Origin of the sequence: Kribbella sp. (assembly GCF_035655035.1) — a bacterium.
Classification (GTDB): domain Bacteria; phylum Actinomycetota; class Actinomycetes; order Propionibacteriales; family Kribbellaceae; genus Kribbella.
The window spans coordinates 1-26,554 of the sequence record NZ_DASRVN010000176.1 but is presented as its reverse complement, the minus strand read 5'-3'; the positions used below and the strand labels follow the sequence as shown (position 1 = coordinate 26,554).

The following is a 26,554-nucleotide window of genomic DNA, read 5'->3' as shown; positions in this document are numbered from 1 at the left end:
CGGCTCGTCGGCCCACGCGTACCCGACCCAGACCGCGGCGTCGAGCACGCCGGGCTCATCCGCGATCTCGGCGACCCGCGCGTAGATGGACTTGGCCGGCTCGAGCCGGGTCGACGTCTTCTCCCCTGGCAGCAGCACCGGGACCTGGATCCACGCCTTGCCCGGCTTGCCCGCACCCGACCGCAGCCGCTCGACCAGGTTGCGCAGCGCGCGCTCGCGGCTCTCGAACGCGTCCTCGTGCGGGGCCATCCGGTAGCAGGTGATCAGGTCGACCGCCGTACCGAGCGCGCGGGACACGTTGCCGTGCAGGTCCATCGAGGCGGACACGAGGACGTCGGGACCGAGCACGTCCCGGATCCGGGTGGCCAGGTCCGCCTCCGCGTCCTGCCGCCCGACGACGCTCATCGCGCCGTGGATGTCGAAGAAGAACCCGTCCAGCTCACCGGCGTCCCGGAGCCGGCTGATGATCTCCGCGGACAGATCGTCGTACACCTCCGGCAGCACCGCGCCGCCGGGCAGTGAGCGCGCGTGCAGCAGCGGCACCCACTCGATCCCCTGCGCCCAGTCCTTGCCGAGGAAGTCGGTGTACCGCTCCAGCAGCCGATCCCCGCGCCGGACGTCGAAGTCCGCCAGCCCGGCCCGGTGCGGCGAGAACGTACTGGACTCGATGGCGATCCCGGCAATGCCAATCCGAAGGTTCATGCCCAAAACTTGCCACAACCGAGCCGTTTCGCGCACTGGCTCGGGTTCAAATCTGGACAAAGCACAGCTGTCGAAACCCGCCGGCCGGCTTCGAGGTAGCAGCAACAAGCAGGAAAACCGAGAGAGGACGACGAACATGCCGAACGAACTGCAACACCTCGGCCGCCTGGTCGGCACCTGGAACATCACCGGCGGCGCGACCGGCACCACGAGCTTCGAATGGATGGACGGCGGGCACTTCCTGGTCCAGCACGGGGTGCTCGAGCACGACGGCCACCAGGTCCGGATGACCGAGATCATCGGTTACGAGCACCCGTTCGGCGGCGAGCGCGGCACCGAGGTGAAGTCCCGGGTGTACGACGCGGACGGCAACACGCTCGACTACGTCTACGAGCTCGACGGTGACGAGCTCACGATCTGGGGCGGATTCAAGGGCTCACCGGGGTACTTCAAGGGCAGCTTCTCCGGCGACGGGGACCGGCTCGCCGGAGACTGGGTGTACCCGGGTGGCGGGTACCACGCGACGATGGTCCGCACCGCGGCCTGAGGAGGAGGCACCGATGAAGTACCTGCTGCTTGCCTACGGCGACCAGTCGGGCTGGGACACGGCGGACGTGAAGAGCCCGGAGTTCCTCGCGATGTGCAAGTTCTACGAGGACCTGGCGGCGGAGCTCACCGCCACCGGGGAGCTGCTCGGCACCGAAGGGCTCGCGCATCCCGCACTCAGCCGCACGGTACGGCGTACCGCCGCCGGGCCGATCGCGAGCGAAGGACCGTTCGCGGAGTCGAAGGAAGTCCTGGCCAGCTTCGCGATCGTGGACTGCGACAGCCACGACCGGGTGATGGCGATCGCGGCCCGGATCGTCGACGCGGTCGGCGACACCGTCGAGGTTCGGCCGATCATGGCGGGCGCGGAAGACCTTCGGCCGGACAGCTGACGATGGACGAGTTGTGGCGCGGCCTCACCCCGCAGGTGCTCGGCGCGCTCGTCCGCCGGTACGGGCACTTCGAGACCTGCGAGGACGCGGTTCAGGAGGCGCTCCTGGTCGCGGCCCAGCAGTGGCCCACGCAAGGCGTCCCGGAGGAGCCCCGCACCTGGCTCATCCGGGTCGCCTCGCGGCGGTTGATCGACCTGCTGCGCAACGAGGAGTCTCGCCGGCGCCGGGAGGACGTCGTCCGGACGCCGGACGTCGTACCGGCGCCGGTCAGCGGGACCGACGACTCGCTGGCCGTCCTGTTCCTGTGCTGCCATCCGGACCTTCCCGTCGCATCGCAGATCCCGCTGACGCTCCGTGCGGTCGGCGGCCTGACCACCGGCGAGATCGCCGCGGCGTTGCTGACCCCGGAGGCGACGATCGGGCAGCGGATCAGCCGCGCCAAGCAGAAGCTGCGCGGACAGCCGTTCCACCCGCCGGCCGAGCATGCCGAGCGGCTGGCCGCCGTACTCCAGGTCCTGTACCTGATCTTCAACGAGGGCTACACCAGTACGGCGGGTGATGAGCTGGCGCGGGCCGAGCTGGCCCGCGAGGCGATCCGGCTGACCCGGATGCTGCACGAACTGCTGCCCGGCGACGGGGAGGTCGCCGGTCTGCTGGCGTTGATGCTGCTGACCGACGCCCGCCGCTCCGCCCGTACGACGGCCGCCGGCGTGCTCGTCCCCCTCAACGAGCAGAACCGCTCCCGCTGGGACCGTGCCGCGATCGACGAGGGGACCGAGCTGATCACGCTGGCGATGCGCACGACGGCGCTCGGGCCGTACCAGCTCCAGGCCGCGATCGCGGCTGTGCACAGCGAGGCGAGCACGGCCGCCGACACCGACTGGCGGCAGATTCTTGCCCTGTACAACTTGCTGGAACCGATGCTGGGCGGTCCGGTCGTCCGGCTGAACCGCGCCGTCGCGACGGCGATGGTGCACGGCCCCGACGCCGGCCTGGCACTGCTCGACACACTCTCGGACGACGCACGCGTGACCCGCGGGCATCGGTATCACGCCGTCCGCGCGCATCTGCTCGAGCTCCGCGGGGATCAGGCAGCTTCCGCCGACGCGTACCTGGCAGCCGCCAAGGTCACCACGAACACGTCCGAGCAGCGCTACCTCCGCGCCCGCGCTGCCCGCCTCCGCGTGCGCTAAGGCCGGCGGGCCGTGGATCCGCGGACAACGAGGTCGACAGCCAGCTCCACGTGCCGTGCCTCCAGCTCGTGGCGGTCCAGGAGCCGGGTCAGGAGGCTGACGGCCATTCGGCCCATTTCCTGAAGGGGCTGGCGGACCGTCGTCAGCGGAGGTGTGGTCGCGCGGCTCAGGTCGAGGTCGTCGAAGCCGGTGACCGAGAGGTCGTCCGGGACGGTCAAGCCCAGTTCGGTGGCGGCTTGGAGAGCACCGACGGCTGCCTTGTCGTTGAAGGCGACCAGGGCGGTGGGGCGCGGGGCGAGGGCCAGGAGTTCGCGAGCCGCCCGGTAGCCGTGCTGAGTGGTGGGCTGGTCGTGGCGGACGAGGGCCGGGTCGGGGAGGATGCCGGCGTCGGCCAGTGCCGCGGAATGCCCGCTGAGGCGGGCATCGGCGGCCAGCCACTCGCGGGGACCGGCGATCACGCCGATCCGTCGGTGGCCCAGCCCGGTCAGGTGCGCGGTCAACTGGCGGGCGCCGGAGTGGTGCGCGGCGGAGACGGACGGGATGTCGGGCGGGAGCGCGGTCCGCGGATCGACGACCACGAACGGGAAGCGCCGCGAGCTCAGCCGGACCAGGTCCTCGCTCGGCTCCGGCGGGAGGATCAGAATCGCACCTCCGATACCCCGCCGGGACGCCAGCTGTGTCAGGACAGGTTCGTGCTGGGCGGCTTCGCCGGCGTTCAGGATCACCTGCCGACCGTGCCGGTCCAGCGTCTCCGCGATCGACGAGACGATCAGGCCGAAGTAGTCGGTGAGCACGTACGGGCAACGAACGTAGACGGCGCCCTCGACCGGCTTCGGCGTACCGCCCCGGGGCACGGGCGCGGGCAGCCCGAGCTCCTCGATCGTCTGCTCCACCAGCCGCCGGGTCTCCGGTGTCACGCCGCTGAGCTGGTTGACCACCCGGGACACGGTCGCCAGCGATACGCCGGCCGCGGTCGCGACCTCGCGCATCGACGCTCTAGCGCGCGGCATTTGTTACATCGCCTTGTTTCACGCTCAGCACTCTAGAACACCGCTCCCAGAGGTTGACAGTGCTCGTTTGCGGACGTTTCCTGAGGCCGTTTGTTTCATCCTCCGGAGGAGTGCGATGAGAACACCAGCCTTCGGCGTCGCCCTTGCTCTCGCTGCGGCGTCACTCACCGGTCCCGCCCAGGCCCATCCCGCGACCACCCAGGTCAGCGTCTGGGTCACCACCCCGGACCGCGCCGAGCTGCTGCACGAGCGCGCGCCCGTTTCGTTCCACGACGGCGCGAGCGACCGGACCACGATCACGGTCGACCCGCGAACGACGTACCAGACCATGGACGGCTTCGGTGCCGCGCTGACCGACTCGGCCGCGGCCGTGCTGTACCGGTTGAGTCCCGCTGACCGCGAGCAGACGATGCGGAAGCTGTTCGATCCGACGCAGGGCATCGGCGTCAGCTTCCTGCGGCAGCCGGTCGGCTCGTCCGACTTCACCGCGGCGAGCGAGCACTACACGTACGACGACGTACCGGCCGGGCAGACCGACTTCGGCCTGAAGCACTTCAGCATCGCGCACGACGAGCAGCAGGTACTGCCGCTGCTCCGCCGCGCCAAGCAACTCAATCCTCAGCTCGAGGTGATGGCGACGCCGTGGAGTCCGCCGGCCTGGATGAAGACCGGCGGCTCACTCGTCGGCGGCCGGTTGCAGGACGACCCGAAGGTGTACGACGCGTACGCGCGCTACCTGGTGAAGTTCGTGCAGGCGTACGCGAAGGCCGGCGTACCCGTCGACTACCTCTCGATCCAGAACGAGCCGCAGAACCGCAAGCCCAGCGGGTACCCGGGCACCGACATGCCGGTCCGCCAGGAGGCCGCGGTCATCACCGCGCTCGGGCCGCTGCTCCAGAAGGTCAGCCTGCGGACCAAGATCCTCGGCTACGACCACAACTGGACGACGCATCCCGGCGACATCGCGTCCACCCCTCCCGGCGAGGACCCGGAGACCGACTACCCGTATAAGCTGCTCCGGTCGCCGGCCGCCCAGTGGATCGCGGGTACGGCGTACCACTGCTACTCCGGCGATCCGTCCAAGCAGACCGACCTGCACAACGCGTTCCCGTCGAAGGGGATCTGGTTCACCGAGTGCTCCGGCTCGCACGGGCCGAACGACACCCCGCCGCAGATCTTCCGCGGCACGCTCACCTGGCACGCCCGGACGTTGATGCTCGGTACGACGCGGAACTGGGCGAAATCGGTCGTCAACTGGAACATCGCGCTCGACTCCACCGGCGGCCCGCACCTCGGCGGCTGCGACACGTGCACCGGGCTCGTCACGCTGCAGCCGGACGGGACCGTCACGACCGATGCGGAGTACTACACGATCGGCCACCTGTCGAAGTTCGTGAAGCCGGGCGCGGTGCGGATCGGGAGTACGTCGTACGGGACGACGGGATGGAACGGGCAGCTGATGTCGGCCGCGTTCCGCAACCCGGACGGTACGACGGCGCTCCTCGTGCACAACGAGAACGACGATCCGCGGACGTTCGCGGTTGCCGTGGGTGGCCAGTCGTTCGAGTACGAACTGCCCGGTGGCGCGATCGCGACGTACACCTGGGGTCGGGTGCGTACCGACGTACCGCAGGAGCTGACCGTGCGGAGCGCGACGGCGAGTGTGAACGCGGCCGATGCGGGAGCGCTCATCGACGGTGACGGGTCGACGGTGTGGCAGAGCAAGGCAGCGCAGACGCCTGGGCAGTGGGTGCAGGTGGATCTCGGGACGCCGCAGACGTTCCGTCAGGTCGCGCTCGACAGCGGCGGGAACGTCGGCGACCAGGCGCGCGGTTTTGATGTTGCCGTGAGCAACGATGGAAGTGGTTGGCGGACCGTGGCCAGTGGCACGTCGAGCAGCCAGTTGACGACGATCGCGCTGCCGACGACGCACGCGCGGTACATTCGCATCACGCAGACCGGCAGCGCCGGGAGCTGGTGGAGCCTGGCGGATCTGCGCGTCTACCGCTGAGCAACTACTCGATAGTGGGTGTCAGTCGTGATGAAGTTCCTGCTCACGTCCTCCGGGATCAGAAACCAGAGCATCTCCGACGCGCTTGTCGAGCTGCTCGGTAAGCCGATCTCGGAGGCCAGCGCGCTGTTCGTGCCGACCGGGATCTATCCGTTCCCGGGTGGTGGCGGACAGGCGTGGAAGGCGATCTCGGGGAATGCCCGGGGGCCGTTGTGTGAGCTCGGATGGAAGTCGTTGGGCGTGCTGGAGCTCACCGCGTTGCCGACGATCCGGGAGGAGAGCTGGGTCCCTGCCGTCCAGGAGGCTGACGCGCTGCTCGTGTGGGGCGGGGACGTGCTGTACCTGACGCACTGGATGCGGCAGTCCGGTCTGGCGGAACTCCTGCCGTCGCTGACCTCGGTGTACGTCGGGGTCAGCGCGGGGAGCATCGTCGTCACGCCGTACAACTGCGACGCCGAGTTCGATCTGCAGTTCGTGCCGCCGGGCAGCGACATGGGACAGGGTGCCGAACGGGCGCTCGGGCTGGTGGATTTCACGCTGTACCCGCATCTCGGGCATCCCGACATGGAGGACACCACCCCGGAGAACATCGGGAAGTGGGCGTCCGGCATCCCGGTGCCGACGTACGCGATCGACGACGACACCGCGATCAAGGTCGTCGACGGCAGCGTCGAAGTGATCAGCGAAGGCAACTGGAAGCTCTTCGGCGCCTGACCGATCTTCAGAGGTTCAGCACCAGGTCGTCGCCGTCGCGCCGGAAGCCGAGGTTCTTCAGGTACGTCGAGGAATCGCGCATCCGCGGCGGCGCGATCACCTGCCGGAACCCCTGCTCGGTGAACACGTCACTGCGCCGGTACACGAACTCGCCCGGCGTGAAGTCGCGGTACTTCGGAACCACGTAGTCGAGGTCGATCTGCGCGCGCCCCGTGCCGGCGTCGTGCGCGAGGACCACGCCGACGGTCCGGTCCCCGTGCTGGACCAGGAACGCATACGGGCTCGACCCGGCGGTGAATCCCGGGTTGAACCGGCTGATGTCCTTCCGGTGCCGTTCCAGGACGAACCCGAGGTACGCGTCGCCGGCGTTCACCGGGAGCACCTCGTACTCCGCCTCGTCGTGCCGGTGCCGGAGCAGCCGCCACAGATGTACGACGTTGATGACCGCGAGGACCGCGTTCATCCCGACCATCGGCCAGACGCCGACCACCGCGTTGAACGCGACCAGGATCACGCAGCCGACCAGGTTCAGCATCCGCAGCCGCAGGATCCGGGTCTGCAGCAACGACACCACGACGAGCGCCGACCCGCCCCACCCGATGACACTCCACACGTCCACAGCTGGAGACTAGTGTCCCGTGAACGAGTTCCTGTTGCTGGACGGTGTCCGGTTGCCGATGGTCGACCCGATGTTGCTGCGCGCAACCAGCTTCGGGCACTTCACCTCGCTGCAGGTCCGCGACGGCCGGGTGGACGGCCTCGACCTGCACTTCGAACGCCTGGACCGCAGCACCCGCGAGCTCTTCGACCGCCCGCTCGCCGCCGGCCGCGTCCGCGACGACCTGCGCGCCGCCCTCGACGAGGCGGCCTCCGGCGACCTGTCGATCCGCGTCAACGTGTTCGCGACCGACGACGTCCACCTGCTCACCCGCGTCGGCCCGCCCATCGCGCCCACGACCCGGCCGGTGCGCCTCCGCACGTTCCAGCACGACCGCGCCGTCCCGCACCTCAAACACACCGGCACGTTCGACCTCACCTACTACGCCCGCCAGGCGAAGGCCCAGGGCTACGACGACGCACTCTTCCACACCGCCACCGGCCACATCTCCGAAGCCTCCATCTGGAACATCTGCTTCGCCCGCGGCCCGCAGCTGACCTTCCCGTCAGCGCCTGTCCTGCCCGGTATCCGCCAGCAGACCCTTCAGGCGGGCCTGCCGACCTACACCACCGAACCGGTCCCGCTCGCTGACCTGGCCACCTACGACGCCGCCTACCTCACCAACTCCATCGACCCGGCCCTACCGGTCGCGTCGATCAACGAGGTGACCTACCAACCCCACCTCGAGTCCGCCACCACAATCGCAACCGCCTACGCAGCCGTCCCCAGCCAGCCGATCTAGGGGCGGTTGGCCCACCAGTCGAGGAGTTTTTCGCGGGCGCGGTCCTCGCCGAGGGGGCCTTCGTCGAGGCGGAGGTTCATCAGGAACTTGTAGGCCTCGCCGACCTCGCGGCCGGGCGGGATGCCGAGGATCTGCATGATCTGGTTGCCGTCGAGGTCGGGGCGGAGGGCGTCGAGTTCCTCCTGCTCCTTGAGGCGGTCGATGCGGGCCTCGAGGTCGTCGTACGCGGCCCGCAGGGACTCGGCCTTGCGGCGGTTGCGGGTGGTGCAGTCGGCGCGGGTGAGGACGTGCAGGCGCTCCAGCTGGTCGCCGGCGTCGCGGACGTACCGGCGGACGGCGGAGTCGGTCCACTCGCCCTCGCCGTACCCGTGGAAGCGCAGGTGCAGCTCGATCAGCTTGCTGACCTGGTCGATCTGCTCGTTGCTGAACCGCAGCGCCTTCATCCGCTTCCGGGCCATCTTCGCGCCCTTGACGTCGTGGTGGTGGAACGTCACCTTCCCGCCGTCCTCGAACCGGCGGGTCTTCGGTTTCCCGATGTCGTGGATCAATGCGGCGAACCGAACGACGAAATCCGGCGTCGGAACAGATAGACGGGGCTCCAGATCGATGGCCTGATCGAGGACGGTGAGCGAGTGCTGGTACACATCCTTGTGCCGCTGGTGCTCGTCGGCCGTGTCCAGCAGGGCCGGCAGCTCCGGCAGCACGTGCTTGGCCAGCCCGGTGGAGACCAGCAGGTCGAGGCCGATCCGCGGGTGGTCGGCGCAGATCAGCTTCTCCAGCTCGTCGCGGACCCGCTCGGCGGACACGATCGTGATCCGGTCCGCCATCGCCTTCATCGCCTGTACGACGGCCGGGTCCGGCGTGAAGCCGAGCTGCGCCGCGAACCGGGCCGCCCGCATCATCCGCAGCGGGTCGTCACTGAACGAGTCCTCCGGCGTACCGGGGGTCCGGATCCGCTTGTTCGCGACGTCCTCGATGCCGCCGTACGGGTCGACGAACTGCCGCGACGGCAGCCGGACCGCCATCGCGTTCATCGCGAAGTCCCGGCGGGCCAGGTCGCCCTCCAGGCTGTCGCCGTAGGCCACCTCCGGTTTGCGCGAGGTGGGATCGTAGGTCTCGGACCTGTACGTCGTGACCTCGAGGACCCAATCGCCCTTGCGACAGCCGATGGTGCCGAACGCCTTGCCGATGTCCCAGACGTGGTCCGCCCAGCCGGACAGCAACCGCTCGATCACATCGGGGTGCGCTGACGTGGTGAAGTCCAGATCTTTGCTCCCCCGACCGAGGAGAATGTCCCGTACAGGACCGCCGACCAGGGCGATCTCGTGGCCGGCGCCGGCGAACCTGGCGCCCAGTTCGTCGACGACGGGAGCGAGTTCCAGCAGGGCCTGGACGGCGCGCCGCTGGACGCCGGACAACGATCCGGCGGAGGCTGACTGGTCGGCAAAGGGTGACACGGGGAACTAGGTTACGGTGACGGCGTGTTCAGACGGCGACTGAGGCTCCCAGTGGTGCTGGGTGCCTCACTGTTGGTTGCTGCTTCGGCAGTGACTCTGAGTGCTCCGGCCAACGCGGAGCCGGTCGACGAGCCTGCCGTCCAGGTCAGTATCGACACGTTCGGCCCGGTCGCGCCGAAGCCCGGCGAGCAGGTGGTGATCAAGGGCCGGGTGACGAACACCAGCTCGGTCACCTTCGACGCCCCGCAGGCGCTGGCCTGTATCGACCGGACCCGGCTGGCGAGCACCTCCGCGCTGGAGGCGATCCCGACCGAGCAGAACCTCCCGATGGACAAGCGGGACAGCTGCAGCAACCTGACCAACGACAGCCAGACCTTCCAGCCGTTCGACCAGCCGCTCGCACCGAAGCAGACCGTCAATTTCTCGCTCACGGTGCCGTGGAAGGAATGGCGGATCAACCCGGACACCGGCGTGTACGTCGTCGGCGTCACGTTCCGCGGCGAGCTGCCGGACGGCGGCCGGGTGATGGCCGGCCGGGCGCGGCTGCTGATGCCGGTGATCGGCAAGCAACCGTTGCAGCGCACCGTGAACACCGCCCTCGTCATACCGCTGCGTTTCCGCCCGACCCAGCTCGGCGGCCGGAACTTCGCGAACGAGGCGCTGGCCACGGCCCTCACCCGGACGGGCGAGCTCGGCCGGCTGCTCGCCCTGGGCAAGCAGCACAAGGTCACCTGGCTGGCCGACCCGGCGGTGCTCGACGAGATCCGGCAGATGGCGAAGGGGTACGTGATCCTCGGCCAGAACGGCCAGACCACCCCCGGCAGCGGGCAGGCCACCGCGGTCGCCTGGCTGAAGGAGTTCGACACCCTGCGTGCCAAGGGCGACCAGGTCGTGCTGCTGCCGTACGGCGATCCGGACGTCGCCGGGCTGCTGGACGCGGGCGCCCCGTTGAAGGACCTCGTCGGGCAGGCCCGGACCAAGACCGAGCGCTCCGGCGGTGAGCTCGCCACCTCGTTCACGAACGGCCTCTGGCTCGAGGGCGGCGGCGCCGCGAGCCGGTACCTGGGCAGCGCCTCCGGCGGCTTCGCCGGCTCCACCTTCGAGGACCTGAACCTGGTCAGCAGCTCGTCCTGGTCCGCGCGCACCCGTCCGGTCCTCACCAGCACCCCGGTGTACGACGTACTGACGCCGGGCAGCCCCGACCACGCGGTCCGGACCGTGATCGCCGACTCCGCGCTCACCCACGGCGGCCCCGACCCGGAAACCGCGGACAGCCCGCTCCAGGTCCGGCAACGGTTCGCGGCGGTGACCGCTTTGATCGCGGCCGCCGGTAAGACCACTGCCTCGGTGGTCGCCGTACCGCCGCGCGGCTGGGACCCGAACGGCACTGCCACCGCAGCGCTCGCGGGCAGCCTGTCGCTGCCGTGGCTCAAGACCGCCGACCTCAGCACGATCGTGGCGAGCACGCCGAAGCCGCAGGCGACGACGGGACCGGCCGCGCCAAGGACGAACGGCGTACTGCCCGAGGCCCAACTGCAGGCGATCTCGCAGCTCGCCGCCGCGACCAGCACGATGCAGGGACTGCTCGTCGACGGGAGCCAACTGCCCGAGGTGATGTCGCAGGCGTTGCTGCGGTCCGCCTCGTCGAGCTGGAACGGGTACCCGGAGGAGGCGAAGTACTTCACCTCGATCGAGCGTGGCTCCGCGAACCAGCAACTCGGCAAGGTGCGACTGGTCAACGCCAAGGTGGATCGCGGGCTGCGCAAGGAGATCAAGGTCAACCTGGCCGGCAGCAACGGCACCTTCCCGCTGACGATCGCCAACGAGACGGAGTGGTCGGTCCGGGTCGGCATCGTGGTCACACCCGTCAACCGGACCGACCTGAAGATCAAGACCCCGCAGACCGTCGTCCTCGGCCCGGGCCAGAAGTGGACGCCGCGGATCAACGCGAGCGCCGAGCAGAACGGTCTGATCCGCGCCAACGCCCAGGTCACCAACGCGGCCGGCAGCCCGGTCGGCAAGCCGCAGGAGCTGCTGATCCAGGCCAGCCAGTACGGCAGCGTCGGCTGGATCCTGGTCGGCGCCGCCTGCGCGCTGCTGTTCGGTACGTCGTTCGTCCGCATCTATCGCCGGATCCGGATCGAGCGCCGCAACCCGGCCGCGGTCACGACCACCACCGAGCCGGACGGGTCCGCCGACTCCGCCAGGTCCGCCGACTCCGCTGAACCCGGCGACGAGACCCCTGATCCCGCCCACGGCCGCCACGCGGCGCACGGCGTACCCGAGGACACTCCGGGGGCGTCGCTGAAAGAAGGAGTCGGTTCGAAGGATGGCTGACCGCACCCTGCGATCCGCGGCGGTGATGGCAGCCGGAACGGTGCTGTCCCGCCTGCTCGGATTCATCCGGATCGCCCTGCTCGCGGCCGCTATCGGCACCGCGCTGCGCGGCGACATCTTCACCGCCGCGAACACGATCCCGAACAGCCTGTACATCCTGCTGGCCGGCGGCGTGTTCAACACCGTGCTGGTCCCGCAGTTGGTGCGCGCGATCAAGAACCACGACGACGGCGGCCAGGACTTCACGAACCGGGTGCTGACGTTCGGTTTCGTCGTACTCGCGGTGGTCACGGTGGGCTGCGTGCTGCTGGCGCCGGCGATCGCCGAGCTGTACCTGCCGAAGGAGCTGCACGAGCCGTCCCGGGCGTCCGAGCGGGCGTCGATGGTCATGTTCGTCCGGCTCTGCCTGCCGCAGATCTTCTTCTACGGCGCGTTCGTGCTGGTCGGCCAGGTGCTGAACGCGCGCCGCCGGTTCGGTCCGATGATGTGGGCGCCGATCGCGAACAACATCGTCGCCTGCGCGTCGATCGTCGTCTTCCTGCTCATCTACCGGGTCGGCGACACCCCGCCGACGTACAGCCACGGCGAGGAGTTGCTGCTCGGGCTCGGGCACACCGTCGGGATCGCGGTCCAGCTGCTCGTGCTGCTGCCGTACCTGCGGGCGAGCGGGCACCGGTACCGGGTCAAGTTCGGCCTCCGCGGTACCGGTCTGGGCCACACTGCCCGGCTGGGCATCTGGACCGTCCTGTTCGTCGCGGTGAACCAGGTGACGCTCGTCGTCGTCACCCAGCTCGCGATCGCCGGTACCGCCTCGGAGGACCCGGGCGCGAAGGCGGGTCTGTTCGCGTACAGCACCGCGATGCTGATCATCCTGGTACCGCACGGCATCGTGACGGTGTCGCTGGCGACGGCGGCGCTTCCGCAGATGTCCGCGCTCGCGGCCGACGGCGACGTCACCGAGGTGGGGCGGATGTCGGCCCGCTCGATCCGGCAGACGCTGGCGATCGTGGTCCCGGCGGCGGCGGCGATGATCGCGTTCGCGTACCCGATCGTCTCGCTGATCGCGGGCTACGGGTCCGGCCGGAACAACCTGACGCTGATGTCGTACACGCTGATGACGCTTGCGCTCGGCATCGTCCCGTTCACCATCCAGTACTTCCAGCTGCGTACGTTCTACGCGTTCGAGGACACGCGGACGCCGTTCTTCCTGCAGTGCGTGATCGCAGCGACGAACATCGCGGCCGCCGTGGTCGGGGTCCGGGTGCTGCTCGACGAGGACCACCTGCGGTACAGCGGCGTGATGCTCGGCGCGGCGTACGCGCTCGCGTACCTGGTCGCCGTACTGCTCTCCCGGCCGGTACTGCGGCGGAAGGTGCCGCGGGTGCCGGGCGCGGGGATCGGGCTGCCGCTGCTCGCGATGGTGATCGCCGCGGTCGCCGGAGCCGGCGCGGGCAAGATCGTGCTGTGGGTGCTGAGCCTGGCGATCAACTGGTCCGGACCGCTCGGCGCGCTCCTCGAGCTCGCGATCGCGGCGCTCGTGATGCTGCCGGTGTACGCCGCCGTGTCGCGGGTACTACGCATCCATGAGGTGACCGATGTGGTGTCCATGGTCACATCGAAGCTGCCGATCGGGCGCTGATCCGAACCGCTTGTGCGTTAGTGCACCACCTGTCGGGTCAGCGGGGCACTAACATGGTCGTGCGATCAGGCCGCTGGCGCTTCTAGGAGGGCGAGAGACACCGTGTCGAACCAGACCGTGAGTCCTGGTGCCCTGCTGGCCGGACGGTACCGGATCGCCGAGTTGCTCGCGGAGATCGACGGTGCGCGGGTGTGGCGCGCCGTCGACGAGGTGCTCAGCCGCGCGGTCGTCGTGGACGTCCTGCCGGTCGGGGACCCGCGGACCAACCTGCTCTTCGACGCCGCCCGCCGGGCCGCCGCGGCGAACGACCCGCGCTTCCTCCGGGTGCTCGACTGCGACATGCACGACGGCGTGACGTACTGCGTCCGCGAATGGGCCGGCGGCCGCACGCTGGAGCGGATGCTCGGCAGCGGCCCGCTCACCGGGCAACAGGCGGGCTGGCTGGCCCGTGAGGTGTCCGAGGCCCTCGAGAACCTGCACCGCACCGGTTACGCGCACGGAGCGATCAGCCCGGCCACCGTGGTCGTCACGGACGCCGGGGCGATCAAGGTCGTCGGCGTCGCCACCGAGGCGGCACTGCGGTCGTCCGGAGCGGGTTCGCCGGAAGAGGACGTGCATTCGCTCGGTCAACTGCTCTTCGCGTCGCTGACCGGCCGCTGGCCGGGCCCAGCGCCTGCCTGGGGCCTCCAGCCGGCCCCGGTCGAGCACGGCCGGCTGCTGAGCCCGCGCCAGGTGCGCGCCGGCGTACCGCGTTCGCTGGACGACATCAGTGACCGGCTGCTCGGCGACCCGCCACGGCACCACGCTCCGCCGATCACCAGCGCCGCCGGTCTGTCCGCCGCGCTGTCCGGGGTCGTCGGCAGCTCCCACGAGCCGCCGAACCAGATGGACGAGACGGTCCAGGTCGCGAGTCAGAACGGCAGCGTCGACGACGCCACCCAGGTGGTGCCGCAGGCCCCGCCGCCGGCCCTCGACCCGTCGTACACCTCCGAGCCGAACGGGTACCGCCCGCCGCAGCCGGCGTACGAGCCCGCCACCGACACCCGCCCGATCCGCCGCCAGCCCGCGACGGCGAACGGGAACGGCCGCCGCCGCGACGAGCCCAAGCAGAAGCAGAAGGGCTCGTGGGGCGGGCGGATCCTGATCCTGCTCGCGATCCTGGCCCTGCTGTCGGTGATCCTGCTCGCGCAGTTCCTGCTCAAGGGCGCGATGAACAAGGACAACGGCAACACCGGCAACAGCGGCGGCGGTACGACGACCAGCGCCCCGCCGAAGACCAGCACCACCCCGTCGACGACCGGTGGGAAGGCGACGATCGTCGGTGCCCAGGACTTCGACCCGCCGCCCGGCAACGGCGAAGAGCACCACAAGGACGTCCCGAACACGTACGACGGCGACCCGAGCACGACCTGGAAGACCCAGTCGTACAAGAACAAGCCGAACCTCGGCGGGATCAAGAGCGGCGTCGGCATCATCTACGACCTCGGCACGAAGACCCCGGTGTCGAGCGTCGCGGTCGCACTGCAAGGTGACGGCACGAGCCTCCAGCTGATGGTCCCCCAGGGAGACACCAGCACGTCGCCGACGGCGATCAGCGGCTGGACGGCGGTCGCGACCAAGGCGGACCAGCCCGGGGGTACGGTGACGCTGACCCCCTCGGCACCGACCGAGACGCGGTACGTACTGGTCTGGCTGACCAAGCTGCCGAAGGTGTCGGACGGTTACCAGGGCACCATCTCGGAGGTCACGATCCAGAAATGACCGCGCATGTCGACTCGGGCAATCCGCCGCCCCGTCGTCCGGAGGTCCCCCGCATCGGTGCGGAGGAACCGGTCGCCCAGGGTGCGGCGCAGCCTGCCCGGCCGAGCGGCCCGGCGAGCTACGACGAGCTGGACGACCACGAGCTGCTCCGGATGCACGTGGCCGGCAACCCGGACTCGTTCGGGTTCCTGGTCAAGCGGCACCGGGACCGGATGTGGGCGGTCGCGATCCGTACCCTCGGTGAGCCCGAGGAGGCCGCCGACGCGCTCCAGGAGGCGTTCATCTCGGCGTTCCGCCGGGCCGACTCGTTCCGCGGCGACGCGAAGGTGACCACCTGGCTGCACCGGATCGTGGTGAACGCCTGTCTGGACCGGATCCGCCGCCGCCAGGTGCGGGCCGCCGACCCGCTGCCGGAGGACGAGGACCGGGCCGCCGAGCTGGCCGGACCGGCCGAGGACGACCCGGCCGAGGTCCGCGAGCGCCGGCTCGACGTACTGAACGCCCTGAAGCAGATCAACGAGGACCAGCGCGCGGCGCTGGTCCTGGTCGACATGGAGGGGTACTCGATCGAGGAGGCGGCCGCGATCCTGGACTGCGCGCCGGGCACGGTCAAGTCCCGGTGCGCGCGGGGCCGCGCCAAGCTGCTGCCGTTGCTGCGGCATTGGCAAACTTCCGGACAAAAGTCCGCCGCGGAAGCGGTGGGAACCGAATGAGCGGGTACACCGTCGAAGCGAAGTCGCCTGCCTCCGGCGACCGAACGCCTGACGCCTTCGACCGGAGTTTTGCTATGAACACGTCGCGCACCTCCCGTGAGGAGGCGAGCCTCCGATGACCGATCCCGGTCTGCCGACCAGTGAGCACCTCGAGCACCTGGACACGGACACGATCGCCGACCTGATCGAGAACCTGCTGCCTGCCCCCGAGGCACACCGCGCTCGTGAGCATGTGAAGGCATGCCCGGAGTGCCAGCAGACGTACGACGCCCTGCTGCAGCTGACCGAGGACCTCGCCGAGGAGGGCCGCAGCGACATCCCGATGCCGGCCGACGTCGCCGAGCACCTGGACGCGGTGATCGTGTCCGAGTCGGTGCTGCGTGCGTCCACCGTCGGCGTGCACTCGCTGGCCCAGATCCGCGAGGAGCCGCGCCGGCACCTGCCGAAGCTGCTCGGTGCGGCCGCCGGGGTGGTGCTGGTCGCCGCGCTCGGCGTCGGCGTGGTGCTCGCCACCAAGAACCAGGCGAACGACGGCGCCGCGTCCACCGACGCGAACACGCCGCCGGCCGACACCGTGACGATCGCCAGCAAGGACATCGGCTCCGCGACGAAGCGCTGGCTGGACAACACCCCGAGCGCGATCCTGCACGGCTCGACCGACGAGCAGGCCTGCGCCCGGGCGTTCGCGGCCGGCCGCTCGAACTCGAACGTCCGGCTCGTCCAGCCCGCCAAGGTGGACGGCAAGCGGGCCACGATCATCGGCCTGCAGGGCGCGTCGGTGAGCCAGATCCAGATCTTCGCGGTCACCGGATGTAGCTCCCCCGGCGGCGTCGGTACGTCGTTCTACGACACCACGGTGACGCTCCGCAACCGCTGATTCGGGCAATGCGGTAGAGCGGGCTGTCGGTGGGTACCGTGGGAATGGTCGGCCTCTAGGATCCGTTGAGTACGACGTCACTGTCTCGACGACACCGAGGAACGCCTGCATGAGCGACTCCACATCAGTTCGCAACGTCATCATCGTCGGCTCCGGCCCGGCCGGTTACACCGCCGCCGTGTACGCCGCCCGCGCGGCGCTGGAACCGCTGGTGTTCGAGGGTTCCGTCACCGCCGGTGGCGCGCTGATGAACACCACCGAGGTGGAGAACTTCCCCGGTTTCTCGCAGGGCATCATGGGCCCGGCGTTGATGGACGAGATGCGCACCCAGGCCGAGCGCTTCGGCGCCGAGCTGGTGCCGGACGACGTGATCAAGGTCGACCTGACCGGCGACATCAAGGTGGTCACCGACTCGGCCGGCACCGAGCACCGCGCGAAGGCCGTCATCCTGGCGATGGGCTCCGGCTACCGCAAGCTCGGCCTGGCCGACGAGGACCGGATGTCCGGGCACGGCGTGTCCTGGTGTGCGACCTGTGACGGCTTCTTCTTCCGTGACCAGGAGATCGCGGTCGTCGGTGGCGGCGACTCCGCCGTCGAGGAGGCCACCTTCCTGACCAAGTTCGCCAAGAAGGTGCACCTCGTGCACCGCCGCGACGAGCTGCGCGCGTCGAAGATCATGGCCGACCGGGCGTTCGCCAACGACAAGCTCGAGTTCCAGTGGAACTCGGCGGTGGACAAGATCCACGGCGAGGACAAGCTCAGCCACCTGACGCTGAAGGACACCGTCACCGGCGAGACCCGCGAGCTGCCCGCCACCGGCCTGTTCATCGCGATCGGCCACGACCCGCGCTCCGAGCTGGTCAAGGGCCAGGTCGACCTGGACGAGGAGGGCTACGTGCTGGTCAAGCCGGACAGCACCGAGACCAACCTGCGCGGCGTGTTCGCGGCCGGCGACCTGGTGGACCACACCTACCGGCAGGCGATCACCGCCGCCGGGACCGGCTGTGCGGCGGCGCTGGACGCCGAGCGCTTCCTGGCCACCCTGGAGGACGCGGAGCACGCCGCGGCCGCCACCGAGCCTGTCTCCGTCTGAACCCGCACTCAACTCACTGAAGGAGTCATCGCCGTGGGCGAGAAGATGAACGCTGTCACCGACGCCGAGTTCGACCGGACCGTGCTGAAGAGCGACAAGCCGGTCCTGGTGGACTTCTGGGCCGAATGGTGTGGCCCGTGCCGCCAGGTGTCCCCGATCCTGGAGGAGCTGAACCAGGACCACGGCGACAAGATCACGTTCCTGAAGATGAACGTCGACGAGAACCCGGTCACCCCGAGCAACTACAAGGTCACCGGTATCCCTACTATCAACGTCTACGTGAACGGTGAGCTGGCGAAGTCCATCGTCGGCGCCAAGCCGAAGGCAGCGCTGCTGAAGGAGCTGTCGGACTTCACGGCCTGAGACAGAACCGCCTGAGTTACCCCGCCACACCGGCAAGGAGCATTACCTGATGGAATCCCCGCACGGCGTGTACCGGATCGGCGACAGCGGTGAGGCGGTCGCGGAGATCGTCGGCAAGCTGCAAAGACTCGGGCTGCTGACCGGCGGCCACGACGTCTACGACGAAGCGACCGCACACGCTGTCCGGGGGTTCCAGCAGCAACGCGGGCTGATGATCGACGGGATCGTCGGCCCGCAGACGTACCGCGCGATCGACGACGCCCGCTGGCGGCTGGGCGACCGGCTGCTGACGTTCGTGCCGACGCATCCGCTGAGCGGTGACGACGTGCTCAGCCTGCAGGCGAAACTGCAGGAGCTCGGGTTCGCGGTGGCCCGGATCGACGGGATCTTCGGCGCCGACACGCAGCGCGCCGTCACCGAGTTCCAGCGGAACATGGGCCTCCCGGCCGACGGGACCTGCGGTCCGTCCACGTTCAAGGCGTTGCAGCGGATCCGCCCGATGGCCACCGGCGGCCGGCCGGACGCGCTGCGCGCCCGGGAAGCGGTGCGTGCCGCCGGGCCGCGGCTGTCCGGCAAGACGGTCGTGATCGACGCGGGGCACGGCGGCTTCGACTACGGCTGGGAGGGCTACGGCCTGCGCGAGTCCGACATCGCGTACGACCTGGCCTCCCGGATCGAGGGCCGGCTCGGCGCCACCGGCGTCCGGGCGTACCTCTCGCGCGGCCGCGACCAGGGCCCGGACGAGCTCGCCCGGGCCGCGTTCGCGAACGAGACCGACGCGAACCTCTGCGTCTCGCTGCACACCGACGGTTCGATGAACCCGGATGCGCAGGGCGTCGCGACGTACTACTACGGCAACGACCTGCACGGCGCCTCGTCGAGCGTCGGGGAGCAGTTCGCCGGTCTGGTGCAGCGCGAGATCGTCGCCCGGACGGACCTGCTGGACTGCCGTACGCACGCCAAGACCTGGGATCTGCTGCGCCGCACCAAGATGCCGGCCGTGCGGCTGGAGATCGGGTACGTGACCAACCCGCACGACTCGGCCCGCCTCGCCGACCCGGCATTCCGGGACGTGATCGCGGAGTCGATCGTGGTCGCGATCCAGCGCGTCTACCTCCCGCCGGAGCAGGACGCCGCCACCGGCATGCTCCGCCTCGGCCAGCTGACGGTGTAGCCGGTTACTCGAGCTTGATCTTCGGAAGCACCCGCTCCAGGCCACGCGGCAGCCACCACGCCCGCTGACCGAACAACCGCAGTACGGCGGGCACGATCACGCAGCGGATCAGCAGCGCGTCGAGCAGTACCGCGGTGGCCAGGCCGAGTCCGAACTGCTTCAGCATCCGATCCGGGCTCAGCAGGAACGCGGCGAACACCACGATCATGATCGCGGCCGCCGCGGTGATCACGCTGCCGGTGCTCGCGAGCCCTTCCCGGACCGCCTCCCGGGCATCCCTGGTACGCCGCCATTCCTCGTGGACGCGGGACACCAGGAACACCTCGTAGTCCATCGACAACCCGAACACGATCGCGAAGATCATCACCGGTACGAACGCCTCGATCGGGCCTGCCTGCGCACCGAACCAGCCGTGCTGGAACACCAACGTGATCACGCCGAGCGAGGCACCGATGCTGAGCAGGTTGAGGACGGCCGCCTTCAACGGGATCAGCACCGAGCGGAACACCGCCATCAGCAGCACCGCCGACAAGCCGACCACCACCAGCACGAAGATCGGCAGCCGCTTGCTCACCGCGGCCGCGAAGTCGTCTGCGGCCGCGGTCGCACCACCGACCAGGTACGTCCCTTCCAGCTTCGGCAGCGTGTCCTTGCGCAACCGCTGGACCAGATCGCTGGTCGCGGCGTCCTGCGGCGCGGACTTCGGGAACGCCAGTACCGTCGTGATCTTGCCGTCCGGCGTGACCTGCGGCGGGGTCACCGCGGCGATGCCGGGATCCTTCGCGAGCGTCTGCCCGAGGAGTTGCGCGTCCCCCTCCGACACGACGACGAGCGGACCGTTGAACCCGGGCCCGAATCCCTCCGCCAGCAGGTCGTACGCCTTCCGGCTGGTCTTCGCCGGATCGTCGGTCCCGGCATCCGCGAACCCGAGCCGCATCCCCAACGCCGGCAACGACAACGCGGCCAGTGCGACGACGCCGAGCACCAACGGCACCCACGGCCCACGCTGAACCGTGCCGGCCAGCTTCCGCCACCCCGCGCCAGGGGTACGCCGTTGCTTGGCGGCATGCTTGCGCACGCTCCGCTCGATCCGCTTGCCGAACAGGGTCAGCAACGACGGCAGCAACGTCACCGCCGCGAGCATCGTCATCAGGACCGTCATCGTCACGCCGAGCGCGATGCCCTGCAACGAGCCGAGTCCCAACGCCAGTAGGCCGAGCAGCGCGATCACCACGGTGCAGCCGGCGAACATCACCGATCGACCGGCGGTGTCGAGGGCAACGATCTTCGGATCGGCCTCGCCCTTCAACAGCTCGTGGCGATAGCGGGAGAAGATCAGCAGCGCGTAGTCGATGCCGACACCGAGCCCGACCAGCATCATCACCGGCGTCGTGTACTCGGGCACCTTGAACAGGTGCGACGCCAGCATCAGCAACCCGACCGTACTGCCGACCGCGAACACCGCGGTCAACAACGGAAGTGTTGCCGCGAGCAACGATCCGAACAGGAACACCAGGATCACCAGCGCGGCAAGGACTCCGGCGCCCTCGGACGCACCGCCCGAACTGTCGGACGCGCTCCGGGCCAGGTCTCCCCCGACCTCCACCTGGAATCCCGGCCGGGCGAAATCCTGCGCCCGGTGGATGATCGCCCGTACGCCGTCCACCGGCATGTCCGCGGCGGCCACGTCCAGGCTCACGGTCGCGAACGCCGTACGTCGATCTGTCGACAAATCTCCCTGTCCACCGAATGGGTCGGCGATCGCGGACACCTGCGGGAGCGTCCGCACCGCGGCCAGCATCGACTCAACCCGGGCCTTGTCCGCGTCCAGCCCCCCGTCGGCGCGGACCACGATCTGCACCGACGCGGTGTCACCCTTCGGCTGGTGCGCCGTGAAGAGGTCGGTCACCCGCTGGGAATCGGTGCCGGGCAGCGAGTTGTCGCTCTGGTAGTTGGCGCCGACCACGGTCGCCGCGCCGGTGACGGCGGCGAGCACCAGCACCCAGAGCACCAGCGCCAGGCCCGCGTGCCGCATCGCCCAGCCCGATACCCGGTGCAGCACGCCGGGTCGGGTCGCCTGTCGGATCGGGGTGTCCACGGTCATCGGAAGTCCCTCATAGGTAGGTTGGCTACATGTTGCCTCTCGACAGTAACAGGCATATGAGTAGACTGGCTACATGAAGGCGGATGCATTGCGTGGACACCTGGACCCGATGATCCTGGCGGTCGTCGAGGCCGAGCCGCTGCACGGCTACGCGATCATGGAGGCGCTGCTGGAGCGCAGCGGCGGCGAGCTCGACCTGCCGACCGGCACGCTGTACCCGGCGCTGCGGCGCCTGGAGCGGGCGGGATACCTGGCCAGCGAGTGGAGCACGGTCGGCGGGCGGAAGCGGCGTACGTACCAGCTGACCAGCTCCGGCGCGAAGATGCTCGCGTCCGGCAAGCAGGACTGGTTGACGTTCCGGGCCGTGGTCGAAGGGGTGCTACGCCCGAGCCAGGCGTAGACCGCGCGCCGCCTGGATGCTGACCAGCACCAGCGGCAGGACGACGAACGTACCGACCACGCCGAACGCGGGCACGCCCGGTGCGTGGTTGCTGGTCGCTGCCATCAGCAGACCGATCCCGGCGATCGTCACGGATCCGGCCAGCGCGAAGAGTGCCGTCACCCGGCTCAGGTGCTCACGGACCACGGCATAGCGGACACCGATCCCGGTCGCCAGGACGGCGAGCAGCGCGCCGGCGATCACCACAATGCCGATCGCGCGAACGGCCGTTTGCAGCATGTCGTTGACGACACTCGCCGACTCCGCGTGCTGGGTCCAGATCCACGCGCCGCCCTGCCACACGATCGGCTGGATCATCAGCGCGAACAGCAGCATCATCGCGGTCCGGCGGCTCTGGCTGATCGCCAGCTCGGCACGGTACCCCGGCACCACGTCCGGCAGTTCACCGAAGTCGGCGACCGCCGCCCGCTCCGCCTCGTACCGCTCGTGCCCGTCCGCCTGGAACGCCTCGGTCGCGTCGATCAGGTGATCGCGGGCCTCGGCCAGCAGATCCGCCTTCCGTCGCCGCGGTCCCCTGAGCGCCTTGTTCAGCGCGGCGAGGTAGTCGTCGATGGGCACCCTTCAAGTATGCGGAGCCGGATCCCGGCTCACGTCCGGGGTCCCACTGACTCACCCCTGACCTTCGATCGACGCCGATGCCGTACGACGAAGTACCCGATGTAGGCGACCACGACGACGGCGAACCCGATCCGCGTGACGAGCGGTGTCGCGCCGTCCGGCCACAGGCGGCCTTCGAAGTAGTGCCGGACGAAGCCGCCGCGGTACCGGCTCTCGCCGCCCAGGCGCCGGAAGTACTGCTCCGTCCAGGTCACCGGGCAGGTGAAGCTCACCAGCGTGATGGCGACGTTCCACACGACGATGGCGAGGTGGAACCAGATCAGCCGCGGCCACCGCCAGGCCAGGAAACCACCGACGAGGAAGAACAGCAGCAGAGCGCTGTGCACGACCACCACCAGGTCGGCCAGCGCCAGCCAGACCACGGTCTACTCCGGGCCTGACCGGAGCGCATCCCGGACGGTCACCGGTGCGGACGGCGACTGCTCCGGCCGGATCGCCCCCATCAGCCGCTCGACGGCCGCCTCCATCTCACTGCGCCAGGTGATCGCGGACCTCAGGTCGAGCCGCAGCCGCGGATTGCGTGGGTGCTCCCGGACCACCCCGAAGCCGACCGCCCGCAGGAACTCGGTCGGCCACACGCAGCTCGGCCCGTCCCAGCGCGAGTCCCCGAACGCCTCCACGGCCCGGAACCCACGCTTCATCACGTCCTTCGCGATCGCCTGCACCAGGATCTTGCCGAGCCCGAGCCCCAGGTACCGCGGCAGGATCCGCCCGGTCGCCAGTACGACGGCGTCCGGGCTGACCGGCGCGGTCGGGAACGCCTGGATCCGCGGCAGGTACTTCGCCGGCGCGTAGATCGCGAACCCGGCCGGCTGGTCGTCGACGGACAGCAGGATCCCGGCGGTCCCCCAGTCGAGCAGCAACTGGGACAGCCACGCCTCCTTCTCGAGCGCGGTGTCACCGTTCCGGATCGCGTGCCGCGCGGCGACCGGGTCCAGCTCCCAGAACACGCACTCCCGGCACGGCACCGGTAACCCGTCGAGGTTGTCGAGGGTCAGCGGTTCCAGCCGGCGGGCCATCAGCGCATCCGATCCGCTGTTAGTTCGGTCACGATGGGTCAGTGAACCGCCGGCTCGGGCGCCGGTTCGGGGACCGCGGACGGGGTCCGCACATCCGGAGTGCGGGTCGCCTGTGGGGCGACGTACCGCTGCTCCACCTTGACCGGTTGCCGCCGGAACAGCTCCGTTGCGAACCCGGCCAGCACACCCAGCAACAAGCCGCCGAGCGTCCACCCAGCTGTCTTGCCCACGCTCATTCCGCTCCACCTCTCAGGCCGCACCGGACTGGCCGGCTGTCTCAACAGCCAGATTCCGGCATGGTCGAACCTGCCCCTATAAGGCATGGTAGTGAGAGGTCACGCCGATCCCCAGCCCGCACCGGGGTCTCTCGACGTAACCTGGTGACTTCCCCCTCGATCACCGTTGGAGTGGCCCTCGTGAGTGCTGACGTGCCCGATGTCCGGCAGACCCGTCTCGACAACTACGTCGAAGCGTATGCAGCCCGGACCAAGGGCATGACCGCATCGGAGATCCGGGCCCTGTTCTCGGTCGCCAGCCGGCCCGAGGTGGTCTCGCTGGCCGGCGGCATGCCGAACATCGCCGGCCTGCCGCTCGACGTCGTCGGCGGCGCGGTGCGCGACCTGGTGGTCGACAACGGCGCGGTCGCGATGCAGTACGGCTCCGGACAGGGCGACCCGACACTGCGCGACCAGATCTGCGACATCATGCGGCTCGAAGGCATCGAGGCGCACCCCGACGACGTCGTGGTCACGGTCGGCAGCCAGCAGGCCGTCGACCTGGTCACGCGGGTGTTCTGCGATCCGGGCGACGTGGTGATCTGCGAGGCGCCGTCGTACGTCGGCGCGCTCGGCGTCTTCCGCGCGTACCAGTGCGAGGTCGTGCACGTCGCGATGGACGACGACGGCGTCGTACCGGAGGCGCTCGAGCAGGCGATCGCATCGGTGCGGGCAGCCGGCAAGCGGATCAAGTTCTTCTACACGATCCCGAACTTCCACAACCCCGCCGGGGTGTCGCTGTCCGACGAGCGGCGCGCGCGGGTGCTGGAGATCTGCCAGCAGGCTTCGGTCCTGGTTCTGGAGGACAACCCGTACGGGTTGCTCGGGTTCGAAGGCGAGCCGCAGCGCGCGCTGCGTGCGGACGACCGCGAAGGCGTCATCTACCTCGGCTCGTTCTCGAAGACGTTCGCGCCCGGGTTCCGGGTCGGGTGGGCGGTCGCGCCGCACGCGGTCCGCGAGAAACTCGTGCTGGCACAGGAGTCCGCGACGCTGTGCCCGCCGACGTTCAGCCAGCTCGCGATCTCGTCCTACCTGATCCGGCACGACTGGATGGGGCAGGTGAAACAGTTCCGCGAGATGTACCGCGAGCGCCGGGACGCGATGCTCGCGGCGTTGACCGAAAAGATGCCGGCGGCAACGACCTGGACGCGGCCGCGGGGCGGCTTCTACGTCTGGCTGACGCTCCCCGACGGGCTGGACGCGAAGGCGATGCTGCCGCGGGCGGTCACGGCGCGGGTCGCGTACGTGCCCGGAACCGCCTTCTTCGCCGACGGTTTCGGCTCCCAGTGCATGCGGTTGTCGTACTGTCATCCGACGCCGGAGCGGATCACCGAGGGCGTCGGCAGGCTGGCCGCGGTGATCCACGAGGAGCTCGAGCTCCGGCAGACGTTCGGGCCACTGCCTCCGGGCGCCGGCCGCGACTACGACGCTCCGGGGCCGGAGCTGTCGTAGTACGGGTTCGCAAAGGTTACGCAAGGACCTGCGGGCGGCCGGGGGTCCAGGAATCGGTCGGGGTACCGTTCGAGTGGGCCTCGGGGCCGGCGAGTGCCGGAAACGCCCACGAGTGATCGGGATATTTGTGATGAGTGATCTGGGTCGAGTGCTGGTTCTGGCCGGTGGTCTGTCGCACGAGCGCGACGTCTCGCTGCGCTCCGGCCGCCGCGTTGCGGACGCGCTCCGCAGCGTCGGTGTCGAGGTCGAGCAACGCGACGTCGACGCCTCCCTCGTCGATCGGCTGCGCGAGGATCCACCGGACGCGGTCTTCCCCGTCCTGCACGGTGTCACCGGCGAGGACGGCGCGCTCCGCCAGGTCCTCGACCTGTACGGCGTTCCGTACGTCGGCGCCGACGCGGCCGCGTGCCGTACGGCGTTCGACAAGCCGGTCGCGTCGACGGTCGTCGGCAACGCGGGGCTGCACACGCCGGCGTCGGTGGTGCTCGGGCACGACACGTTCCGCGAGTTGGGCGCCGCCGCTCTGATGGAGGCCGTGGTCTCGCAGATCGGGCTGCCGCTCGTGGTGAAGCCGGCCCGTGGTGGGTCCGCGCTGGGTGCCTCGATCGTGCGGTCGGCCGACGAACTGCCGGCTGCGATGGTGAACTGCTACGCGTACGGTCCGGTCGCACTGATCGAGCAGTACATCGACGGCACAGAGGTGGCCGTGACGGTCGTCGACACTGGCGACGGGCCGCGGGCGCTTCCGGCGGTGGAGATCCGTCCGGACTCGGGGTTCTACGACTACGAGGCGCGGTACACGGCCGGCGCGACGCAGTTCATCGTGCCCGCCCGGCTGGAGCCGGAGGCGGCCGGCGCGTGCGCCGCAGCGGCCGTTCAGGCGCATCAGGCGCTGGGGCTGCGGGACTTGTCGCGGACCGACCTGGTCGTGGACGCAGCCGGCGTTCCGTGGTTCCTGGAGGTCAACGTGGCGCCGGGGATGACGGAGACGTCACTCGTCCCGCTCGCCGCCGAAGCCGCCGGGGTTGAGCTCGGTGTGCTCTGTCGTGACCTGCTGGCCGCCGCTGCCGCCCGCTGACGCTCATGCCTGACCTCCCGCCCTGGCCGCTCTGGCGGACAGCTGTCCAGCCGCGGTGGCTCGGGCTGCTTGCCCTTGCGCTGGTGATCGCGGGTGTGATGACCGCGATGGGGGTCTGGCAGCTCGGCGTCTACGAGTCGAAGACGGCCGCCGCTACGGCGCACCG

The 26,554-nt window shown here is 69.7% G+C and carries 26 protein-coding genes; 17 read left to right on the top strand and 9 right to left on the bottom strand.

Annotated elements, in window-relative coordinates; all coding sequences use genetic code 11:
- Positions 1–702, bottom strand: a 702-nt coding sequence (locus VFF46_RS10520; RefSeq protein ID WP_325036883.1) for a M81 family metallopeptidase, incomplete at its 3' end; no start/stop codon positions are given.
- Between the two features lie 136 nt (positions 703–838).
- Between VFF46_RS10520 and VFF46_RS10515 the strand changes: the two genes are divergently transcribed.
- The 3 genes from VFF46_RS10515 to VFF46_RS10505 are packed head-to-tail and all read left to right on the top strand — an operon-like array spanning position 839 to position 2,833.
- Positions 839–1,249: a hypothetical protein gene (locus VFF46_RS10515; protein ID WP_325036882.1), complete on the top strand. Its 411-nt coding sequence runs from the start codon at positions 839–841 to the stop codon at positions 1,247–1,249.
- Positions 1,250–1,262: 13 nt separating this feature from the next.
- Positions 1,263–1,640, top strand: coding sequence for a YciI family protein (locus tag VFF46_RS10510; RefSeq protein ID WP_325036881.1), 378 nt, complete (start codon positions 1,263–1,265; stop codon positions 1,638–1,640).
- 2 nt (positions 1,641–1,642) lie between these two features.
- A complete protein-coding gene (locus VFF46_RS10505) occupies positions 1,643–2,833 on the top strand; it encodes an RNA polymerase sigma factor (RefSeq protein ID WP_325036880.1) in 1,191 nt (396 codons plus the stop codon).
- Here VFF46_RS10505 and VFF46_RS10500 read toward each other — a convergent pair.
- The gene (locus tag VFF46_RS10500; RefSeq protein ID WP_325036879.1) at positions 2,830–3,843 is read right to left on the bottom strand and encodes a LacI family DNA-binding transcriptional regulator; all 1,014 of its coding nucleotides are present in this window, start codon (positions 3,841–3,843) and stop codon (positions 2,830–2,832) included. The two genes, VFF46_RS10505 and VFF46_RS10500, sit on opposite strands and share 4 nt — an antisense overlap.
- A 115-nt stretch (positions 3,844–3,958) precedes the next feature.
- Between VFF46_RS10500 and VFF46_RS10495 the strand changes: the two genes are divergently transcribed.
- Both VFF46_RS10495 and VFF46_RS10490 read left to right on the top strand, forming a co-directional pair.
- On the top strand, positions 3,959–5,854 hold the full coding sequence (locus VFF46_RS10495; RefSeq protein WP_325036878.1) for a discoidin domain-containing protein: 1,896 nt from the start codon (positions 3,959–3,961) through the stop codon (positions 5,852–5,854).
- 18 nt (positions 5,855–5,872) lie between these two features.
- Positions 5,873–6,568 carry a Type 1 glutamine amidotransferase-like domain-containing protein gene (locus VFF46_RS10490; RefSeq protein ID WP_325036877.1) on the top strand — a complete coding sequence of 232 codons (696 nt, stop codon included), beginning with the start codon at positions 5,873–5,875 and terminating at the stop codon, positions 6,566–6,568.
- A gap of 7 nt (positions 6,569–6,575) precedes the next feature.
- Here VFF46_RS10490 and VFF46_RS10485 read toward each other — a convergent pair whose 3' ends face one another.
- Positions 6,576–7,187 carry a hypothetical protein gene (locus VFF46_RS10485; protein ID WP_325036876.1) on the bottom strand — a complete coding sequence of 204 codons (612 nt, stop codon included), beginning with the start codon at positions 7,185–7,187 and terminating at the stop codon, positions 6,576–6,578.
- 19 nt (positions 7,188–7,206) lie between these two features.
- Here VFF46_RS10485 and VFF46_RS10480 point away from each other — a divergent pair, with 19 nt between their 5' ends.
- Entirely contained in the window at positions 7,207–7,968 is a 762-nt protein-coding gene (locus tag VFF46_RS10480) for an aminotransferase class IV (RefSeq protein ID WP_325036875.1), read from the top strand.
- Here the strand turns inward: VFF46_RS10480 and VFF46_RS10475 are convergent.
- Positions 7,965–9,386 (bottom strand): CCA tRNA nucleotidyltransferase, encoded by a 1,422-nt coding sequence (locus VFF46_RS10475; protein ID WP_325036884.1) that lies wholly within the window; start codon positions 9,384–9,386, stop codon positions 7,965–7,967. The genes VFF46_RS10480 and VFF46_RS10475 overlap by 4 nt on opposite strands.
- Positions 9,387–9,515: 129 nt before the next feature.
- Between VFF46_RS10475 and VFF46_RS10470 the strand changes: the two genes are divergently transcribed.
- The 8 genes from VFF46_RS10470 (at position 9,516) to VFF46_RS10435 (ending at position 19,382) form a co-directional block, all read left to right on the top strand.
- A complete protein-coding gene (locus tag VFF46_RS10470) occupies positions 9,516–11,762 on the top strand; it encodes a hypothetical protein (protein WP_325036874.1) in 2,247 nt (748 codons plus the stop codon).
- On the top strand, positions 11,755–13,401 hold the full coding sequence (gene murJ, locus VFF46_RS10465; protein ID WP_325036873.1) for a murein biosynthesis integral membrane protein MurJ: 1,647 nt from the start codon (positions 11,755–11,757) through the stop codon (positions 13,399–13,401). Before VFF46_RS10470 ends, murJ begins: the two co-directional genes overlap by 8 nt.
- A 117-nt stretch (positions 13,402–13,518) precedes the next feature.
- Positions 13,519–15,162 (top strand): protein kinase family protein, encoded by a 1,644-nt coding sequence (locus VFF46_RS10460; protein ID WP_325036872.1) that lies wholly within the window; start codon positions 13,519–13,521, stop codon positions 15,160–15,162.
- Between the two features lie 128 nt (positions 15,163–15,290).
- Positions 15,291–15,875: an RNA polymerase sigma factor SigM gene (gene sigM, locus VFF46_RS10455; RefSeq protein ID WP_414673051.1), complete on the top strand. Its 585-nt coding sequence runs from the start codon at positions 15,291–15,293 to the stop codon at positions 15,873–15,875.
- 115 nt (positions 15,876–15,990) lie between these two features.
- Positions 15,991–16,752: a hypothetical protein gene (locus tag VFF46_RS10450; RefSeq protein WP_325036870.1), complete on the top strand. Its 762-nt coding sequence runs from the start codon at positions 15,991–15,993 to the stop codon at positions 16,750–16,752.
- A 109-nt stretch (positions 16,753–16,861) separates the two neighbouring features.
- Positions 16,862–17,845: a thioredoxin-disulfide reductase gene (gene trxB, locus VFF46_RS10445; protein ID WP_325036869.1), complete on the top strand. Its 984-nt coding sequence runs from the start codon at positions 16,862–16,864 to the stop codon at positions 17,843–17,845.
- 33 nt (positions 17,846–17,878) lie between these two features.
- The gene (gene trxA / locus VFF46_RS10440; RefSeq protein ID WP_325036868.1) at positions 17,879–18,208 is read left to right on the top strand and encodes a thioredoxin; all 330 of its coding nucleotides are present in this window, start codon (positions 17,879–17,881) and stop codon (positions 18,206–18,208) included.
- 49 nt (positions 18,209–18,257) lie between these two features.
- Complete coding sequence (locus tag VFF46_RS10435; RefSeq protein WP_325036867.1) at positions 18,258–19,382, top strand: N-acetylmuramoyl-L-alanine amidase; 1,125 nt, start codon at positions 18,258–18,260, stop codon at positions 19,380–19,382.
- Between the two features lie 4 nt (positions 19,383–19,386).
- Here the strand turns inward: VFF46_RS10435 and VFF46_RS10430 are convergent, their stop codons facing one another.
- Positions 19,387–21,486, bottom strand: a complete 2,100-nt coding sequence (locus tag VFF46_RS10430) for an MMPL family transporter (RefSeq protein WP_325036866.1) — start codon at positions 21,484–21,486, stop codon at positions 19,387–19,389.
- A 73-nt stretch (positions 21,487–21,559) separates the two neighbouring features.
- Between VFF46_RS10430 and VFF46_RS10425 the strand changes: the two genes are divergently transcribed.
- Positions 21,560–21,886 (top strand): PadR family transcriptional regulator, encoded by a 327-nt coding sequence (locus VFF46_RS10425; protein WP_325036865.1) that lies wholly within the window; start codon positions 21,560–21,562, stop codon positions 21,884–21,886.
- On the opposite strand, the gene VFF46_RS10420 is transcribed toward VFF46_RS10425, so the two are convergent.
- From VFF46_RS10420 to VFF46_RS10405, 4 genes are read right to left on the bottom strand one after another with little or no spacing between them, the layout of a single operon-like run.
- Entirely contained in the window at positions 21,866–22,504 is a 639-nt protein-coding gene (locus VFF46_RS10420) for a permease prefix domain 1-containing protein (protein WP_325036864.1), read from the bottom strand. The two genes, VFF46_RS10425 and VFF46_RS10420, sit on opposite strands and share 21 nt — an antisense overlap.
- Before the next feature lie 29 nt (positions 22,505–22,533).
- A complete protein-coding gene (locus VFF46_RS10415; RefSeq protein ID WP_325036863.1) occupies positions 22,534–22,926 on the bottom strand; it encodes a DUF2784 domain-containing protein in 393 nt (130 codons plus the stop codon).
- 3 nt (positions 22,927–22,929) lie between these two features.
- Entirely contained in the window at positions 22,930–23,583 is a 654-nt protein-coding gene (locus tag VFF46_RS10410) for a GNAT family N-acetyltransferase (protein WP_325036862.1), read from the bottom strand.
- A 38-nt stretch (positions 23,584–23,621) separates the two neighbouring features.
- The gene (locus VFF46_RS10405) at positions 23,622–23,819 is read right to left on the bottom strand and encodes a hypothetical protein (protein ID WP_325036861.1); all 198 of its coding nucleotides are present in this window, start codon (positions 23,817–23,819) and stop codon (positions 23,622–23,624) included.
- 180 nt (positions 23,820–23,999) lie between these two features.
- On the opposite strand from VFF46_RS10405, the gene VFF46_RS10400 reads away from it, so the two are divergent.
- Positions 24,000–25,310, top strand: coding sequence for a PLP-dependent aminotransferase family protein (locus VFF46_RS10400; protein WP_325036860.1), 1,311 nt, complete (start codon positions 24,000–24,002; stop codon positions 25,308–25,310).
- A gap of 130 nt (positions 25,311–25,440) precedes the next feature.
- Positions 25,441–26,388 (top strand): D-alanine--D-alanine ligase, encoded by a 948-nt coding sequence (locus VFF46_RS10395; RefSeq protein ID WP_325036859.1) that lies wholly within the window; start codon positions 25,441–25,443, stop codon positions 26,386–26,388.
- Positions 26,389–26,554 lie beyond the last annotated feature (166 nt).

What these genes read in the sequence shown, in the direction of transcription:
- VFF46_RS10515 (WP_325036882.1), top strand. Translation starts at nt 839, where the DNA reads ATGCCGAACGAACTGCAACACCTCGGCCGCCTGGTCGGCACCTGGAAC.
- VFF46_RS10510 (WP_325036881.1), top strand. Translation starts at nt 1,263, where the DNA reads ATGAAGTACCTGCTGCTTGCCTACGGCGACCAGTCGGGCTGGGACACG.
- VFF46_RS10505 (WP_325036880.1), top strand. Translation starts at nt 1,643, where the DNA reads ATGGACGAGTTGTGGCGCGGCCTCACCCCGCAGGTGCTCGGCGCGCTC.
- VFF46_RS10500 (WP_325036879.1), bottom strand. Translation starts at nt 3,843, where the DNA reads ATGCCGCGCGCTAGAGCGTCGATGCGCGAGGTCGCGACCGCGGCCGGC.
- VFF46_RS10495 (WP_325036878.1), top strand. Translation starts at nt 3,959, where the DNA reads ATGAGAACACCAGCCTTCGGCGTCGCCCTTGCTCTCGCTGCGGCGTCA.
- murJ (WP_325036873.1), top strand. Translation starts at nt 11,755, where the DNA reads ATGGCTGACCGCACCCTGCGATCCGCGGCGGTGATGGCAGCCGGAACG.
- VFF46_RS10450 (WP_325036870.1), top strand. Translation starts at nt 15,991, where the DNA reads ATGACCGATCCCGGTCTGCCGACCAGTGAGCACCTCGAGCACCTGGAC.
- trxB (WP_325036869.1), top strand. Translation starts at nt 16,862, where the DNA reads ATGAGCGACTCCACATCAGTTCGCAACGTCATCATCGTCGGCTCCGGC.
- VFF46_RS10435 (WP_325036867.1), top strand. Translation starts at nt 18,258, where the DNA reads ATGGAATCCCCGCACGGCGTGTACCGGATCGGCGACAGCGGTGAGGCG.
- VFF46_RS10430 (WP_325036866.1), bottom strand. Translation starts at nt 21,486, where the DNA reads ATGACCGTGGACACCCCGATCCGACAGGCGACCCGACCCGGCGTGCTG.
- VFF46_RS10425 (WP_325036865.1), top strand. Translation starts at nt 21,560, where the DNA reads ATGAAGGCGGATGCATTGCGTGGACACCTGGACCCGATGATCCTGGCG.
- VFF46_RS10410 (WP_325036862.1), bottom strand. Translation starts at nt 23,583, where the DNA reads ATGGCCCGCCGGCTGGAACCGCTGACCCTCGACAACCTCGACGGGTTA.
- VFF46_RS10405 (WP_325036861.1), bottom strand. Translation starts at nt 23,819, where the DNA reads ATGAGCGTGGGCAAGACAGCTGGGTGGACGCTCGGCGGCTTGTTGCTG.
- VFF46_RS10395 (WP_325036859.1), top strand. Translation starts at nt 25,441, where the DNA reads ATGAGTGATCTGGGTCGAGTGCTGGTTCTGGCCGGTGGTCTGTCGCAC.